The sequence below is a fragment of the Knoellia flava TL1 genome (assembly GCF_000768675.1).
Classification (GTDB): domain Bacteria; phylum Actinomycetota; class Actinomycetes; order Actinomycetales; family Dermatophilaceae; genus Knoellia; species Knoellia flava.
In genome coordinates this window covers 54,428-68,245 of record NZ_AVPI01000012.1, presented here as the reverse complement: position 1 = coordinate 68,245, position 13,818 = coordinate 54,428, and the positions used below count along the sequence as shown (strand labels likewise).

Below are 13,818 nucleotides of genomic sequence, written 5' to 3'. Positions count from 1 at the left end.
CGGCGGCAGCGTCGAGCCATGACACCTGAGCAGCGAGCGGCCCGACGCGCCGCCGACCTCCATGACGCCGTGGACACCCTCACACTTGCCGGTGCCGTCGGTCTTGCCATCCGGGACCACCGGCGGCGGCTCGGCCTCTCCCAACGGGCCTACGCCGCGATGCGCACCTGGTCGGCCAGCCGAGTGGCCCGTCTGGAGTCCGACGCGGGGCGGTCGAGCCTTGACGATGTCGTCGGCGCGCTCGTCGGCACGGGCTTCGGCATTGCCCTCGTCCACGTGGCCCCGGAGGGGTCATCGCCGGCCCAGGTCGTCGAGCCGTGCTCGTGGCGCGAGAGCGAGCTCGTCGCACGCGTCCGCGGCGGGAGCCGGCGATTTCCCGCTCACCACGACGTGCAGGCGGTCGACAACCCGCCGAGTTGGTGGTGGCACCGGGAGTTCTTCGTCCGAGGTCTGGGGAACGAGCCGAAGTGGTACGCCCGACGGCCCCTTCCGCTCTGGGACCAGGACCTCGTGGGTCCCGTCGTGCCTGAGGAACCGAGCTCGGCGAACGTGGGGGACGAGCCGGACGCGGCCAACGCGGCGGACGCCGCCGCCGACGCAGCGAACGCAGGGGGTCCAGCGCACGCTGCGCGCGTGCCCGTGTCACGAAGGTCGAGCCAGGTCGTCGACGCGTGGTCCGCGGGTTCACAAGCACGACCCGCCGACGACGCGGTCGCCTGACCCAGCCTCGGGTTCCCGATGCCCGCCGCAGCGGTGCGTCACGTCGCGAAGCGAAGACACCCCCCAGACGGGGTGTATGCGTACCCGTCGCTCGCTGACCCTGACGGCGCGTCAGTGGTGCGTGACACGGGCCTGCGTCACCTCCCGAAGCGAAGACACCCCCTTCACGCAGGTGGGTGCGGAGCAGCCCGCCTGCGCCGGCCGGCTGTCAGAGAACGACCCCCGTGGGATGTCGGGACGCCTCAGCCGGCGAGGAAGTCGAGGCGGACGGTGCGGTCGTGGTTGTCGACGTTGAGGTCGACGAGGCAGATGCTCTGCCAGGTGCCGAGGGCGAGGCGTCCGCCGTCGACGGGCACGCTGGCGTAGGGCGGGACGAGCCCGGGCATGACGTGCGAGCGTCCGTGGCCGGGGCTGCCGTGACGGTGGCGCCACCGGTCGTCGGCGGGCAGGAGGTCGGCGAGAGCGGCCAGCAGGTCGTCGTCGGAGCCCGCACCGGTCTCGATGATGGCTATGCCGGCGGTCGCGTGCGGTACGAAGACGTGGAGCAGGCCGTCGCCGAGGTCGCGCACGAAGTCGGCGCAGCGGTCGGTGAGGTCGAGCACGACGTCCTTGCCACCGGTGCGGACGTCGAGGTTGATGGTCTTCACCTGGCCCTCCTCAGGTTTCGTGGCTGACGCTCCACGGACTCCTCCTCAGAGCTCGTGGCCGACGAAGACGGGCTCGTTGACGAGCGTCACGCCGAAACGGTCGTGGACACCGTCGCGCACCCGCCGCGCGAGGGCGGCGACGTCGGCGGCGGTGGCCGAGCCGCGGTTCGTCACCGCGAGGGTGTGCTTCGTCGAGAGGGCGGCAGGGCCCGGCATACCGAATCCCTTGCCGAAGCCGGCCCGGTCGATGAGCCACGCGGCACTCGTCTTGACGTCACCACTGGCGTCGGGGAAGCGAGGCGGCTCGGCGGCGTCGTCTCCGAGCTCGGCGCGAACGCGATCCGCGAGCGCGTCGAACCGAGCCGCGGACATGATCGGGTTGGTGAAGAACGACCCGCAGCTCCACGTGTCGTGGTCGTCGGCGTCGATGACCATCCCGCGCCTCCGCCGTTGCTCGAGGACGGCCTCACGGGCCTCGGCGAGCGGCACCCGCGCACCGACGTCGACGCCCAGCCCCTTGGCGAGGTCGGCGTAGGCGATCGGCTGGGAGCGGTCCGCCACGCGCAGCTGGAAGGTGACGTCGAGGACGACGAACCGCGACGACGCCTTGAAGACGGAGTGCCGGTAGGTGAAGGCGCAGTCCGCGTTGCTGAACGTCCGGACCTCCTGGGTCCGCCGGTCGAGGACCCGCACCCGCGCGATCGTCTGGGCGACCTCCTGGCCGTAGGCGCCGACGTTCTGGACCGGCGTGGCCCCCGTCGAACCGGGTATGCCGGACAGTGCCTCGACCCCGGACCACCCCTCTGCGACGGCGCGTGCGACGAGGTCGTCCCAGTTCTCGCCGGCGGCGACGCGGACCATCGCTCCCCCGCACGAGTCGTCCGACTCGACCTCGACGCCGCTCGTCGCGACCTGGAGGACCGTGCCGGGGAAGCCGGCGTCGGCGATGACGAGGTTGGACCCGCCCCCGACGACGAGCAGCGGCTCGTCGGCGTCGTCGACCTCGCGCACGGTGTCGACGACCTCGTCGATCGTCTCGGCGACGACGAGCCGGCGGGCAGGTCCACCCACCCGCATCGTCGTCAGCTCGGCCAGCGGGGCGTCGTGAAGCTCCTGCATCAGTCGAGCTGGACGGTCGCGAGACAGCGCCCGAGGACCTTGTCGCCGGCGGCGGTCACGGTCAGGTCGACGACGGCGCGACGGGTCTCGGGGTCGACGCTCTTGACCGTCCCGGAGATCTCGACCTGGGCGCCCCCGGCCGGCACGACGACCGGCTTCGTGAAGCGGGTGCCGAACTCGACGACGCGGTCCGCCCCACCGGCCCAGGCGGACACGGCCGAGCCGGCGGCACCCATGGTCCACATGCCGTGGGCGATGACGTCGGGCAGGCCGACACCCTTGGCGAACTCCTCGTCCTGGTGGATCGGGTTCTGGTCACCGGACGCATCGGCGTAGGCGACGAGGGTCTCGCGGGCGACTGGCACGGTCTGCGGCCCGAAGGTGTCTCCGGCCCGGGTCTCGGCTGCGGTGCGAATGCTCATGCGCCCTCCCCTCCTCGCACGACGATGGTCGAGGTCGAGGTGCACACCGGCTCGCCCTCGACCGTGAGCTCGGTGCGGGTCGTGATCATGGAGTGTCCGCCGGCCGATCGGATCGAGTCGACGGTGAGGGTGCCGAGCACCTCGTCGCCGGCCGTGATCGGCCGGTGGTGGACGAACCGCTGCTCGCCGTGGACGACCCGGCTGTAGTCGATGCCCGAGTCGGGGTCCTGGACGTAGGCGGCGTCGCAGCGCTGCGCCAGCGTGACGGCGAACGTCGGCGGCGCGATGACGTCGGCGTGGCCCGCCGCCCGCGCGACCTCGGGGTCGTGGTGCAGGGGGTCGTCGGAACCGACCGCGTCGGCGAAGGCGGCGATGCCGGCCGCGCTCACGGCATACGGACCGCTCGGCGGATAGGACCGACCCTGGAAGTCTGCGTTCACGGGCATGCGGACACTCTAGGCAACGCGCGCGACGCCCCGGAACGGCGAAGCCGCCCTCCACGACTCGTGGGGGCGGCTTCGGTGCGTCGAGGCGCTGGGGTCAGCGGGTCTCGCGGTGCTCGGTGTGCTTCTTGCAGCGGGGGCAGAACTTCGCCAGCTCGAGACGGTCGGGGTCGTTCCGACGGTTCTTCTTGGTGATGTAGTTGCGCTCCTTGCACTCCGTGCACGCCATGGTGATCTTGGGGCGGACGTCAGTGGCCTTGGCCATCGGGGCAACCTGCTCTCGGAAAAAAGGTGATCTGGTGGTCTGTCGCGCCGGCTCACGAATCTTGAGTTCGCGCGACGCCAGCACAACAGGGTACGCGAGTCCGGGTATTCCCCGAAATCGCCTTGAGTAGCGGGAGCGGGGCTCGATCCCGCGACCTCACGATTATGAGTCGTGCGCTCTAACCAGCTGAGCTACCCCGCCTTGGGGGTCGTGGCCCGTCACGCGATGGTGTCGGACCGGACCAGAGCCCCCTGTCGGAATCGAACCGACGACCTTTTCCTTACCATGGAAACGCTCTGCCGACTGAGCTAAGGGGGCCGACCAGGACCCGGGTCAGACCCGGCCTGAGTGCGACGGCGATGCTACACGGACACCTGCGCGCGAACGAAATCAGGCCCCGGAAGGACCGGTTCGAGCCCGTGTCATCGCCCGATCTCGACGACGGTCATGCCCGCCGACGTGGGCGGGTGGTCCATCGCCCCGAGGGCCGCACCGGCTCCGTCGAGACCGATGACCGAGCCGACGAGGAGGTCCGGTCGCAGCGTGCCGTCCTCGACGAGGGCGAGCATCGCGGGGTACTCGTGGGCGGCCATGCCGTGCGAGCCGTGGACCTCGAGCTCGTGCGCGACGACACGGTCCATCGGCAGCGGCGGGGTCGCCGCGTCGCCGAGCAGCAGGCCGACCTGCACGTGCCTCCCCCGGCGCCTGAGACTGCCGACCGAGGCCACCGCGGTCGCGGACGAGCCGAGGGCGTCGATCGAGACGTGGGCGCCGCCGGTGAGGTCGTGGATCGTCGCCGCGGTGTCGTGGTTACCACTCGCATCGATGACGTATGCCGCGCCGAGCTCACGGGCCCGCTCCCGTGCCGCTTCGCTCACGTCCACGGCGACGACCTCTGCACCCAGCGCAGCACCGATCATCACCGCCGAGAGCCCGACGCCGCCGCACCCGTGGACGGCGAGGACCTGCCCCGACTGCAGCCGGCCGTGTGCGACGACCCCGCGGAAGGCGGTGGCGAACCGGCACCCCAGCGACGCGGCCGTGACGAAGCCGACCGCGTCGGGCAGTCCGACGAGGTTGGCGTCGGCGGCGTTGATGGCGACGCGCTCGGCGAACGACCCGGGTCCCGTGAAGCCGGGCTGCGTCTGGTCGGGGCAGACCTGGGCGTCGCCCGCGAGGCAGAGCTCGCACCGGCCGCAGCCGCAGACGAAGGGCACGGTCACCCGGTCGCCGACACTCCAGCGCGTGACCTCGGGCCCGACCTCGGCGACCGTGCCCGCGAGCTCGTGTCCCGGGACGTGCGGCAGGTCGACCGGGTCATGGCCCTTCCACGCGTGCCAGTCGGACCGGCACACCCCGGTCGCACCGACCGCGATGACGACACCATCGCTGGGGCAGGCGGGGTCGGGCACGTCGCGCAGCTCGAGCGGGCCGCCGAAGGTGTCGTGCACGACCGCCTTCACGACGTCGTCCTGCGTGTCGTCCCCGGCGTCGGACTCGTCGTCGCTTTCGGCGTCATGGGGCCAGTGTGGTCTGACGGCCGTCCGGGACGACCGAGCGTCCACCTAGGGTGTGCGGCATGAGCGACGACGACCAGGTGACGACCTTCTGGGAGCTGGCCCGGGTGCACGCGAAGCTCAACGTGTCCTCGCCCTACTTCGGCCCGACGCCGCTCGACTCCGTGCCGCCGCCCGCGTGGTCGTTCGGCGCCGACGAGCAGCAGGCCGACGAGCTCCTCGCCCTGGTCCTCGCGGGCACCAAGACGGCGACCGCGAGCGCCCTGTGGGACTACGAGGCCGACAACGAGCCGGTGCCCGAGAAGGGTGCGCTGAGCATCGTCCTCGACGGCTCCGGCCGTCCGCGCGCCCTCCTCGAGACGACCGACGTCGACCTCGTCCCCTTCGACGAGGTGACCGAGGAGCACGCCCGGCTCGAGGGCGAGGGCGACCTCTCGCTCGCCCACTGGCGCGAGGTGCACGAGCGCTTCTTCACGCAGACGGCGTCGCACGACCGCGGCTTCGCCCGCGACATGCCCGTCGTCTGCGAGCGCTTCCGCGTGCTCTACACCGACGAGGACTGACGCCCCGGTCAGTAGCCCCGCCAGGTCCCCTGCCGCTCGAGAATGACCGGGTCGAGCAGCGTCGAGGGCGTCAGGTCGAGGACTCCACGGTCCTTGGGGAAGACCTGCGCTGCCGCGAGGACGCCGTCGTCGACGAAGCGGGTCCGCGGCGCGTCCGGCGCCATCCGCAGCTCGGGGGCGCTCCCAGCAGTCGCGAGGAAGAACCCCCAGTCACCGAACGACGGGACGTCGACGTGGTATGCCGTCGGGCTGAGTCCCGCGGTCCGCAGCGACGCCGCGGTGGTCCAGTAGGCCTCGCGGGCGAAGTAGGGCGAGCCGGCCTGGACGACGACCCGACCGCCGGGCGCGAGGGCGCGCCGGACGAGGCCGTAGGTCTCGACCGAGTAGAGCTTGGCTGTCGGCACGTCGTCGGCGTCGGGCATGTCGGCGACGACGACGTCGAACTGCTCGTCGTTGGCGCGCAGCCACCCGAAGGCATCCGCGTTGACGACCGTGAGGCGGGGGTCGGCAAAGGCGTCGTCGTTGAGGTCGCGGAAGGTCGGGTCCCGGCGGGCCAGGCTCACGACGGCGGGGTCGAGGTCGACGAGCGTCACCGACTCGACGTCGTCGTAGCGGAGCAGCTCGCGTGCGGCGAGGCCGTCGCCGCCGCCGAGCACGAGGACGCGTGCGTGCGCGCCCGCCATGGCCGGGTGGACGAGCGCCTCGTGGTAGCGGTACTCGTCGAGCGAGGAGAACTGGAGGTCGCCGTTGAGGAAGAGCCGGGTGTCGCCGCCACGCAGGCTGCGGGTCACGACGATCTCCTGGTAGTCGCTGCGCTCGGCGACGACGACGGGGTCGCGGAAGATGCGCTGGCGGGCCGTCGCCTCGAACGCGCTCGCGGTCACGGCGAGGACGAGCAGGGCGGCGAGCACGGCGGCGAGCGCGACGCCGAGCAGGGCGCGGACGCGTCGCCGGACCTCGCTGCGGAAGAGCCACAGGGTCACGGCGGCCCCGGCCACGGCGTTGACCGCGCCGACGACGAGCGTGCCCTCGAGCAGGCCCAGCCATGGCAGGAGGACGAAGGGGAAGGCGAGCCCGCCGATGAGCGCACCGACGTAGTCGGCCGCGAAGAGGTCGGCCACCGCCGACGACGCCTCCTGTCGTCGGATCCGCTGCAGCAATGTCATGAGGAGCGGGATCTCGGCCCCGATGAGCAGGCCGATCGCGAGAGCCAGCACGACGAGAAGGGGCTGGTAGAGCGACCACCAGGCGAATGCGGCATACAGGATGAGGACGCTCGTGCCGCCGACGAGGGCGAGGACGAGCTCGACGACCGCGAAGCTCGCCGCCGCGTGGCGGGTCAGGGGCTTGGCTGCCAGCGAGCCCAAGCCCATGGCGAAGACCATGAGCGCGAGGACGACCGAGGCCTGGGTGATCGTGTTGCCGAGGAGGTAGGAGCCGAGCGCGACGAGCGCGAGCTCGTAGACGAGGCCGCAGGCGGCGCAGACGAAGACGGCGGCGAGGACGAGGGCACGCCGCCGGCGCGCGCGGGGCGCATCCTTCGCCTCAGCGACGGTCGCCTCCGAGGCGCCGGTCCCGCGGGCGACGTCGTCCTGCACCGAGGTCATCGTCGTCAGCTGATCGCGGCGGCCACGATGAGCGCGACCGAGAGGTGCGCGCTCGCGCTCACCCAGGCGGCGGGGTGCCGCTCGGCGTCGGTGACGAGGTCGCCGAGGCGGCCGGGCGTGAAGGCGTCGACGACGAAGAAGCAGACGGCCATGAGGGCCAGCCCGAGCGCTCCGTAGACCGCGGTCGAGATGAGCCCCTCGCCGAGCCCGTCGTAGCTCGACAGGATTGCGGTGACGACGATGGCCGCCACGGCCAGCGTGTTGGACGCGAGCAGGACCGCGGCGTTGCCGTTGCGCCGCTCCCAGATGAGCTCGCGCAGGCTGCCGGGCGTGAGCGCGTCGACGAGCGCGTAGCCGGCCGCCATGAGGAGCAGTCCGATCGCGCCGAAGGCGGCGATCGCGCCCACGTCGTAGAGCAGGTCTCCAGCGTCCATCGTGTGCCTCTCAGTGTCGTGCGGGTGTCGTGGTCGAACGGTCGGGTGAAGCGGAAGCGGGGTGGGCCCGAGGCCCACGTGGGGCGGCAGGGGCGCCGGACTACTTGCCGATGCCGGAGCCGCCGCCACGGGCGCGGCTGCCGCCGTAGTAGCCGCGGCCGGAGTTGCGGTCGCAGGCGTCGCGGGCCTGGGCGTCGGTCGGGGTGGCGCCGGTGAGCGCGCGCTGGTCGGCCTTGTAGCGGGCCATGCACTCGCGGTCGTCGCCGCAGCCGGTGAGCGCTGCGACGGCGAGGAGTCCGACGGTCAGGGCGGTCAGCGGGCGTCGCATGCGGGCTCCTCGAGCGGGGGTTGGGGGTCGGTCGGGCGCGCGGATGGCACTGCTGGCGCCAGCGGCGCCGGCCGGACCAGGGTGCGGGTGGAGACGAGCTGGCCGTGCTGCGGGTAGGCGTGCCACGTGCGCCACGTCGCTCCCCCGCCGGGAAGCGGCTCGGCGTGGACGGCCGTGACGGCGTGCCGGTCGCCGGGGAAGGCGGCGCTCAGCGCGTCCGGGCGTCCGTCGAGGTCGGCGACGAGGGACGCGACCCGGTCGCGCAGGTCGTCGGGCGCGAGCACCTCCACCTCGGAGGTCAGCTCATAGGACCAGGGCGCGTCGCCTCCGGTGGTGTGCACGCCGGAGCGGGGCAGCGGGTCGCCGAGGCCGGGTACGTAGGCGACGGTCTCGACGAGCCGCGGCAGCCCGGGCGCCTCGAGGACGACCTGGTGCGAGGCGCCGAGGATGCGCAGCTCGACCGGGCAGCCGTCGACGAGCGCGTCGACGCCCGCGGTGACGACGGCCGGCAGCTCGCCGTGGTCGAGCGACCACCGCAGGTCCTCGGCACGCGTGTCGGCATAGGGCACGTCAAGCTCGTGGTGCACCGTCGTCCTCCCGGTAGGCGGTGACGGAGGACGCGGGGATGGTGCGACCCGTGCTGACCTCCCACGCCAGGTTGCCGAACCGCTCGAACGAGACCCGCTCGTCGCCGTTCCTGTAGTCGGCGTACTCACACCGGCCGGACGGGCCGTAGGGCGACCGACCCTCGGCGAGGAAGTCGACCTCACCCTTCTCCTTACGGGTCCAGCGGCGCCCGTCGACGCGCATCCACCGACCCTCCGGCCTGCCGCCGGCGAGGTCGGGCCGAGGCGTCCAGAGCGTCACGAGGAGCCCGTCGTCGTCCTCGACCGACAGCCACCGCGTGCCGACGCCCAGCTCGGTGAACTGGTGCTCGCTCCACACGAAGTCCCCCTGCTTGAGCCACACCGAGGCCGTCACCGGCGAGGGACGCCCTGCGACGACCTGCACGACGACGCCGGGCTCGAGGTCGACGAGGGGCACTGTGGTCCGCATGGTTCCTTCGGTGTCGGTCGGTGGGACGGTCCCGGGTCGAGGACTCACACCACCGCGGGACCCCTCCCCCGGCGGGAATCCTAGACCGCCACCGGCTCCGGACCCGGACCATTTCCCCCAACCGCCGTCAGACCTCGGTCAGAGCCCGGTCAGCGCCGCTCGCGCCTCGACGAGCGAGGGCCCGTACCACGTGAGAAGGCGACCGTTGACGAGCCTGGTCGCCGTGCGCGCGAACGCCTCCGGGCCGTCGTCGGCGGTGAAGACGTAGGGCTCGTCCGGCAGCAGCACGAGGTCCGCGCCCGAGGCGTCGAGCCGGTCGACGTCGACGTGGGGGTAGCGCCCCGGCTCCCCCGCGGTCGTCACCTCGCACCCGACCCGCGCGAGCAGGTCGGCGGTGAAGGTCGGGTGCCCGACGACCATCCACGGGTCGCGCCAGATCGGCACGACGACCCTGCGGTGCGCCCCTGGCACCGGCCCTGCCCACAGCCGGTCGGCCTCGACCAGCCACTCGGGCTCGGACCACCCGCACGCCTCGACGAACAGACGGCGCATCGACGCGAGCGCCTGCGGCACCGTCTCGATGTCGGTGACCCACACCTGTATGCCGTCCGCGCGCATCCGCTGCACGTCGAGCTCACGGTTCTCCTCCTTGTTGGCGACGACGAGGTCGGGGCGGAGGTCGGCGATGGCGGCACGGTCGGGGTTCTTCGTGCCACGCACCCGGGTCACGTCAAGGTCGGCAGGGTGAGTGCACCAGTCGGTCGCACCGACGAGGGCCTCCGGCGCCGTCGCAGCCACCGCCTCGGTGAGCGAGGGCACGAGCGAGACGACACGGCATACGGGGGTGGTGGGCAGGGCGACCTCGTGGCCGAGGTCGTCGCGCAGCGTGCGGGTCACGGAGCGGCCTCAGGCGTGGCCGACGGCGAGGAACATGCCGAAGGTGCCGCGGCCCTGGTGGTCGCCGCCGAGCTCCTTCTCGACCGAACCCGCGTCGCGCACGCTGACGTCGCGGAAACCGCTGCGCCGCAAGCGTTCTGCGAACGCGTCACGGTCGAACCCGTGGTGCCCGGTGAAGTTGTCGTGGTGCGCGTGGAAGGCGCCCGCGCGGTCGTCGTCGAGGTCGACGACGGCGAGCCATCCGCCCGGCACGAGCAGCTCGTGGACACGGCCGAGGAGGGTGTCGAGGTCCTCGACGTGGTGGAGCGCCAGCTGCGCCCAGGCGCCGTCGAAGCGCTCCTCGGGCAGCGGGTCGGCCACGAGGTCGAGACGCCGCGCGTCGAGGCGATTGCCCACCCCGGCGCGCTCGATGTTGGTGCGCGCGACGTCGACCATGCCCTCCGACGCGTCGGTGACGAGGACCGACCCGACGCGGTCGGCGAGCGCGAGGCTGAGCCGGCCCGTCCCGCCGCCGATCTCGAGGACGCGCTCGTCGCCGCGCAGCGGGAGTGCGTCGGCGAGGAGGGCTGCGGTGTTGTGGGCGCGCTCGACCTTGGCCGGGTCGTCGTCCCACGTGGCGGCGGCGTCGTCGAAGTGTCCGTGTTCGCTCATGGCCGCCAGCCTGTCACGCCTCGCGCTCGCTCAGCCGAGGGCAGTGCGGAGCGCGTCGCCGATGCGGCGGAGGGCGTCCATGACGTCGTCGCGGCCGGCGCCGGGAGGGTGCTCGTTCCAGTTCGCGATGACGGCGTATGCCGTGGCTCGCCCTCCGCGGTCGAGGATGCCGACGTCGGCACGGACGCCGAGGTTGGTGCCGGTCTTGTGGGTGATGAGCGTGGCGTCCGGGCCGGGCTCCTCGGCGTGCGAGAGCGGGTCCTGGTGCCAGGCCGAGGCGACCATCGACAGGTCCACGCCGTGGGCGAGCCAGCCGAGGACTCGCCGGCCGACCGAGTCGGGCTCGTCGCGCTCGGACCACAGCCGGGCGAGGACCTCGACGTGGTCGGCGGCGCAGCCGAGGCTGAGGTGCGGCGGGTCGCCGGGTCCGCGCAGGCCGCGGACGACGTCGACGAGGTCGGAGCCGCGCGGCGCCCACCGCTGCGCGCGGGCGCGCACGGCGTCGAGACCGAGGAGGTCGAGAAGGACGTTCGTCGCCCAGTTGTCGCTCACCGCCCCGACGAGGGTGGCGACGTCGACGAGCGGGAGGACGTCGGTCGAGAGGTGCTGCCACAGGCCGGAGTCGGCGACGGGAGTGACGGTCCGGCGGTCGAGCGGCTGGTCGGGTGCGAGGCGGCCGTCGCGCAGCCGCTCGGCGAGCTCGACGAGGACGAAGACCTTGCCGACGCTCGCGGTCGAGAGCAGCCGGTCGGGGTCGTGCGAGGCGAGCACCTCGCCGCTGCCGAGGTCGACGACGTGGATCGACCAGTCGACGCCCGGCAGCAGCTCGAGGTGCAGGCTCACGTCAGCGTGACCTGACGGCATACGGACGCATGTGGGACGAGCCCCTCAGCGGGGGGCCATGCGGAGGGCGCCGTCCATGCGGATGGTCTCCCCGTTGAGGTAGTCGTTGTCGACGATCGCGAGCGCGAGCTTGGCGTACTCGGTCGGCATCGCGAGGCGCTGCGGGAAGGGCACGCCCGCGGCGAGGCCGGCGCGGAACTCGTCGGACACGGTGGCGAGCATCGGGGTCTCGACGATGCCGGGGGCGATGGTGCAGACGCGGATGCCGTACTGCGCGAGGTCGCGGGCCGCCGGCAGGGTGAGGCCGACGATGCCGCCCTTGGAGGAGCTGTATGCCGCCTGGCCGACCTGGCCGTCGAAGGCCGCGATGCTCGCGGTGTTGACGACGACGCCGCGCTGGCCGTGCTCGTCGGGCTCGGTCTGCGCGATCGCCTCGGACGCGAGCGCGAGGACCGTGAACGAGCCGAGGAGGTTGATCTCGACGACCTTGCGGTAGAGGCCGAGGTCGTGGACACCCTTCTTGCCGAGGATGCGGGCGCTCGGGCCGATGCCGGCGCAGTTGACGACGATCCGCAGGGGCGCGTCCGGGTTGCCGGCGGCCTGGGCGACGGCGGCGCGCACCTGCTCCTCGTCGGTGACGTCGGTGGCGACGTAGGTGACGCCGTCGACCTGGGGGGCCTGCTCGATGGCCGAGTCGAGGTCGAGGGCGAAGACGGAGGCGCCGTGCTCGGCGAGGGCGGCGGCCGTCGCGGAACCGAGGCCGGAGGCGCCGCCGGTGACGATGGCGGAGGTCTGGGCGATCTGCATGGGCGTCATCGTGCCACTCGGTCGCGCGACCGACCCAAACCGTCAGGTGAGGGGAGGCGAAGGAGGTGGGCGACAGGATGCGGCCCCGGAGCCGTTCGCCGTCGAGCGAGCCACTCATGGGCGAGCGAGCCACCCACGGGTGCTCGGCTCGGGAATCTGTGACTCGCTCGGCGCCGGACCGCGCTCGGCAAGTGGGCTCAGTGGCGGGCGGCTGCGAGGTGCTCGCGCAGGATGCGGATGACGAACGCGTGGTCGTCGCGCTGCGGCAGCCCGGAGACGCCCATCCAGCCGACGACACCCGCCGACGCGACCCGGAGCGGGACGGCGCCGCCGTGCGCCGCGTACTCCGACTCGGGAAGCAGGAACTTGCCCTGCAACGTCGTCCCGGCGTCACGGCACACCTGACCCATGTAGAGGGAGGAGTGCTCGAATCGGGTGACGACCCGGCCCTTGCGACGGAGCCACTCGTCGTTGTCGGCGGTCGAGCCGGGGAGGGCGGCGTGGAAGAGCTGGTGCGTGCCGCGCCAGATGCCGACGACGACGGGCAGCTGCTCGGCCCACGCCGCGTCGGTCGCGGCCCGGCCGAGGTCCCACGCGACCTGCTCGGTCAGCTCGGGAAGGACGACCTCCGCCTCCTGCCGCGCCAGCTCGTCGAGGGTGGGCCAGTCGCCGGAGGAAGTCACGACCCGAGCGTATCGACAGCAGGGGCGCCGGGGTCAGGGGTTCCGGAGACGCCACTCGTCGGCGAGCAGGGCGTAGGAGTAGCCGTCGCGCCACTCCCCCGACGGGTGCAGCCCGTCGGCGACGGTGTGCGCCTCGCGCCGCATCCCGAGCCGCTCCATGAGCCGCCACGACGCCGTGTTGGTCGTGAAGCAGCTCGCGGTCACGCGTCGCAGCCCGAGGTCCTCGAAGCAGATCCGCAGCACGGCCTCGACCGCCTCGGTCGCGTAGCCGTGACCGGTCTCCTCGGGTCGCAGCGCCCAGCCGAGCTCGGCCTGCACGTCGTGCGCCTGCGTGGCCATCGCGGCCGGCCCCCAGGCGTGTCCGATGCTCACCATGACGTCGCCGATGAGCTCGCCGTCGCGCTCGATCGCGAGGAGGAGCCCGAGGCGTTCGGGGGCGACGAACCTCTCGGTGAAGTTCTCCGGCAGCGGGCCGAGCCACTGGGTCGACGTCGTGTGCTCGCGGTAGGACCGGACCGCCTCGGCGTCGTCCGGTCGGGCGCGCCGGAGGGTCAACCGTGCCGTCGACACGGGCCAGGCGACGTCGCCCAGATCCTTGGCCACGGCTCATTGTCGTCCCCCGAGATGGCCCTGCGGGCCCTGTTGGACGTAACCTTGGAGGGCGTCCCGTCGTTCGACGGTGGCGCATCAGCGACAAGGGGCCGGGGTCCCACCCCCGTCACGCCTTCGCCTTCGAGCCCGTATGCCGTGCGTATGCCGTGCATCCGGTGTCGGACGTGCGTGGCCCCTGCACGGTGGTCCGGCGCCGAATCCGCG

Annotated in this window: 19 protein-coding genes and 2 tRNA genes; 2 read left to right on the top strand and 19 right to left on the bottom strand. The window is 72.7% G+C overall.

Annotated elements, in window-relative coordinates; all coding sequences use genetic code 11:
- Positions 1-18 precede the first annotated feature (18 nt).
- The gene (locus N798_RS05600) at positions 19-720 is read left to right on the top strand and encodes a hypothetical protein (RefSeq protein ID WP_156971631.1); all 702 of its coding nucleotides are present in this window, start codon (positions 19-21) and stop codon (positions 718-720) included.
- Between the two features lie 242 nt (positions 721-962).
- On the opposite strand, the gene N798_RS05595 is transcribed toward N798_RS05600, so the two are convergent.
- From N798_RS05595 to N798_RS05560, 8 genes are all read right to left on the bottom strand, one after another.
- Entirely contained in the window at positions 963-1,367 is a 405-nt protein-coding gene (locus tag N798_RS05595) for a secondary thiamine-phosphate synthase enzyme YjbQ (RefSeq protein WP_035946912.1), read from the bottom strand.
- Positions 1,368-1,412: 45 nt separating this feature from the next.
- Entirely contained in the window at positions 1,413-2,486 is a 1,074-nt protein-coding gene (locus tag N798_RS05590; protein ID WP_035946911.1) for a UDP-N-acetylmuramate dehydrogenase, read from the bottom strand.
- The gene (locus N798_RS05585) at positions 2,486-2,908 is read right to left on the bottom strand and encodes a MaoC family dehydratase (protein WP_035946909.1); all 423 of its coding nucleotides are present in this window, start codon (positions 2,906-2,908) and stop codon (positions 2,486-2,488) included. Before N798_RS05585 ends, N798_RS05590 begins: the two co-directional genes overlap by 1 nt.
- Entirely contained in the window at positions 2,905-3,354 is a 450-nt protein-coding gene (locus tag N798_RS05580; RefSeq protein ID WP_035946908.1) for an FAS1-like dehydratase domain-containing protein, read from the bottom strand. Before N798_RS05580 ends, N798_RS05585 begins: the two co-directional genes overlap by 4 nt.
- A 94-nt stretch (positions 3,355-3,448) precedes the next feature.
- Positions 3,449-3,616, bottom strand: coding sequence for a 50S ribosomal protein L33 (gene rpmG / locus N798_RS05575; protein WP_035913435.1), 168 nt, complete (start codon positions 3,614-3,616; stop codon positions 3,449-3,451).
- A 127-nt stretch (positions 3,617-3,743) separates the two neighbouring features.
- Positions 3,744-3,817, bottom strand: a tRNA-Met gene (locus tag N798_RS05570).
- Positions 3,818-3,861: 44 nt separating this feature from the next.
- Positions 3,862-3,934 (bottom strand) — tRNA-Thr (locus tag N798_RS05565).
- A 104-nt stretch (positions 3,935-4,038) separates the two neighbouring features.
- Entirely contained in the window at positions 4,039-5,079 is a 1,041-nt protein-coding gene (locus tag N798_RS05560; RefSeq protein ID WP_035947137.1) for a zinc-dependent alcohol dehydrogenase family protein, read from the bottom strand.
- A 116-nt stretch (positions 5,080-5,195) separates the two neighbouring features.
- Between N798_RS05560 and N798_RS05555 the strand changes: the two genes are divergently transcribed.
- The gene (locus N798_RS05555) at positions 5,196-5,696 is read left to right on the top strand and encodes an ASCH domain-containing protein (protein WP_035946906.1); all 501 of its coding nucleotides are present in this window, start codon (positions 5,196-5,198) and stop codon (positions 5,694-5,696) included.
- 8 nt (positions 5,697-5,704) lie between these two features.
- On the opposite strand, the gene N798_RS05550 is transcribed toward N798_RS05555, so the two are convergent.
- The 11 genes from N798_RS05550 to N798_RS05500 all read right to left on the bottom strand — a co-directional run bounded on the left by N798_RS05550 (position 5,705) and on the right by N798_RS05500 (position 13,605).
- Positions 5,705-7,303, bottom strand: coding sequence for a polyamine aminopropyltransferase (locus tag N798_RS05550; RefSeq protein ID WP_035946903.1), 1,599 nt, complete (start codon positions 7,301-7,303; stop codon positions 5,705-5,707).
- Positions 7,304-7,308: 5 nt separating this feature from the next.
- A complete protein-coding gene (locus tag N798_RS05545; RefSeq protein WP_052116959.1) occupies positions 7,309-7,737 on the bottom strand; it encodes a DUF350 domain-containing protein in 429 nt (142 codons plus the stop codon).
- 100 nt (positions 7,738-7,837) lie between these two features.
- Positions 7,838-8,065, bottom strand: a complete 228-nt coding sequence (locus tag N798_RS05540) for a hypothetical protein (RefSeq protein WP_035946901.1) — start codon at positions 8,063-8,065, stop codon at positions 7,838-7,840.
- On the bottom strand, positions 8,050-8,634 hold the full coding sequence (locus tag N798_RS05535) for a DUF2617 family protein (protein ID WP_198030714.1): 585 nt from the start codon (positions 8,632-8,634) through the stop codon (positions 8,050-8,052). Before N798_RS05535 ends, N798_RS05540 begins: the two co-directional genes overlap by 16 nt.
- A 1-nt stretch (position 8,635) precedes the next feature.
- Positions 8,636-9,121 carry a DUF4178 domain-containing protein gene (locus tag N798_RS05530; RefSeq protein WP_084100157.1) on the bottom strand — a complete coding sequence of 162 codons (486 nt, stop codon included), beginning with the start codon at positions 9,119-9,121 and terminating at the stop codon, positions 8,636-8,638.
- Between the two features lie 138 nt (positions 9,122-9,259).
- Positions 9,260-10,018: a helical backbone metal receptor gene (locus tag N798_RS05525; RefSeq protein WP_084100155.1), complete on the bottom strand. Its 759-nt coding sequence runs from the start codon at positions 10,016-10,018 to the stop codon at positions 9,260-9,262.
- Between the two features lie 9 nt (positions 10,019-10,027).
- Positions 10,028-10,669 carry a class I SAM-dependent methyltransferase gene (locus N798_RS05520; protein ID WP_035946900.1) on the bottom strand — a complete coding sequence of 214 codons (642 nt, stop codon included), beginning with the start codon at positions 10,667-10,669 and terminating at the stop codon, positions 10,028-10,030.
- Between the two features lie 30 nt (positions 10,670-10,699).
- The gene (locus tag N798_RS05515; protein WP_229708350.1) at positions 10,700-11,512 is read right to left on the bottom strand and encodes a serine hydrolase; all 813 of its coding nucleotides are present in this window, start codon (positions 11,510-11,512) and stop codon (positions 10,700-10,702) included.
- Positions 11,513-11,557: 45 nt separating this feature from the next.
- Positions 11,558-12,319: an SDR family NAD(P)-dependent oxidoreductase gene (locus N798_RS05510; RefSeq protein WP_035946898.1), complete on the bottom strand. Its 762-nt coding sequence runs from the start codon at positions 12,317-12,319 to the stop codon at positions 11,558-11,560.
- A gap of 197 nt (positions 12,320-12,516) precedes the next feature.
- Positions 12,517-13,002, bottom strand: a complete 486-nt coding sequence (locus tag N798_RS05505) for a heme-degrading domain-containing protein (protein WP_035946897.1) — start codon at positions 13,000-13,002, stop codon at positions 12,517-12,519.
- Positions 13,003-13,035: 33 nt separating this feature from the next.
- Positions 13,036-13,605 (bottom strand): GNAT family N-acetyltransferase, encoded by a 570-nt coding sequence (locus N798_RS05500; protein WP_035946895.1) that lies wholly within the window; start codon positions 13,603-13,605, stop codon positions 13,036-13,038.
- Between the last annotated feature and the right edge of the window lie 213 nt (positions 13,606-13,818).

Coding starts and splice junctions, on each gene's coding strand:
- N798_RS05600 (WP_156971631.1), top strand. CDS start 19: ATGACACCTGAGCAGCGAGCGGCCCGACGCGCCGCCGACCTCCATGAC.
- N798_RS05590 (WP_035946911.1), bottom strand. CDS start 2,486: ATGCAGGAGCTTCACGACGCCCCGCTGGCCGAGCTGACGACGATGCGG.
- N798_RS05585 (WP_035946909.1), bottom strand. CDS start 2,908: ATGAGCATTCGCACCGCAGCCGAGACCCGGGCCGGAGACACCTTCGGG.
- N798_RS05580 (WP_035946908.1), bottom strand. CDS start 3,354: ATGCCCGTGAACGCAGACTTCCAGGGTCGGTCCTATCCGCCGAGCGGT.
- rpmG (WP_035913435.1), bottom strand. CDS start 3,616: ATGGCCAAGGCCACTGACGTCCGCCCCAAGATCACCATGGCGTGCACG.
- N798_RS05555 (WP_035946906.1), top strand. CDS start 5,196: ATGAGCGACGACGACCAGGTGACGACCTTCTGGGAGCTGGCCCGGGTG.
- N798_RS05550 (WP_035946903.1), bottom strand. CDS start 7,303: ATGACCTCGGTGCAGGACGACGTCGCCCGCGGGACCGGCGCCTCGGAG.
- N798_RS05545 (WP_052116959.1), bottom strand. CDS start 7,737: ATGGACGCTGGAGACCTGCTCTACGACGTGGGCGCGATCGCCGCCTTC.
- N798_RS05540 (WP_035946901.1), bottom strand. CDS start 8,065: ATGCGACGCCCGCTGACCGCCCTGACCGTCGGACTCCTCGCCGTCGCA.
- N798_RS05530 (WP_084100157.1), bottom strand. CDS start 9,121: ATGCGGACCACAGTGCCCCTCGTCGACCTCGAGCCCGGCGTCGTCGTG.
- N798_RS05520 (WP_035946900.1), bottom strand. CDS start 10,669: ATGAGCGAACACGGACACTTCGACGACGCCGCCGCCACGTGGGACGAC.
- N798_RS05510 (WP_035946898.1), bottom strand. CDS start 12,319: ATGCAGATCGCCCAGACCTCCGCCATCGTCACCGGCGGCGCCTCCGGC.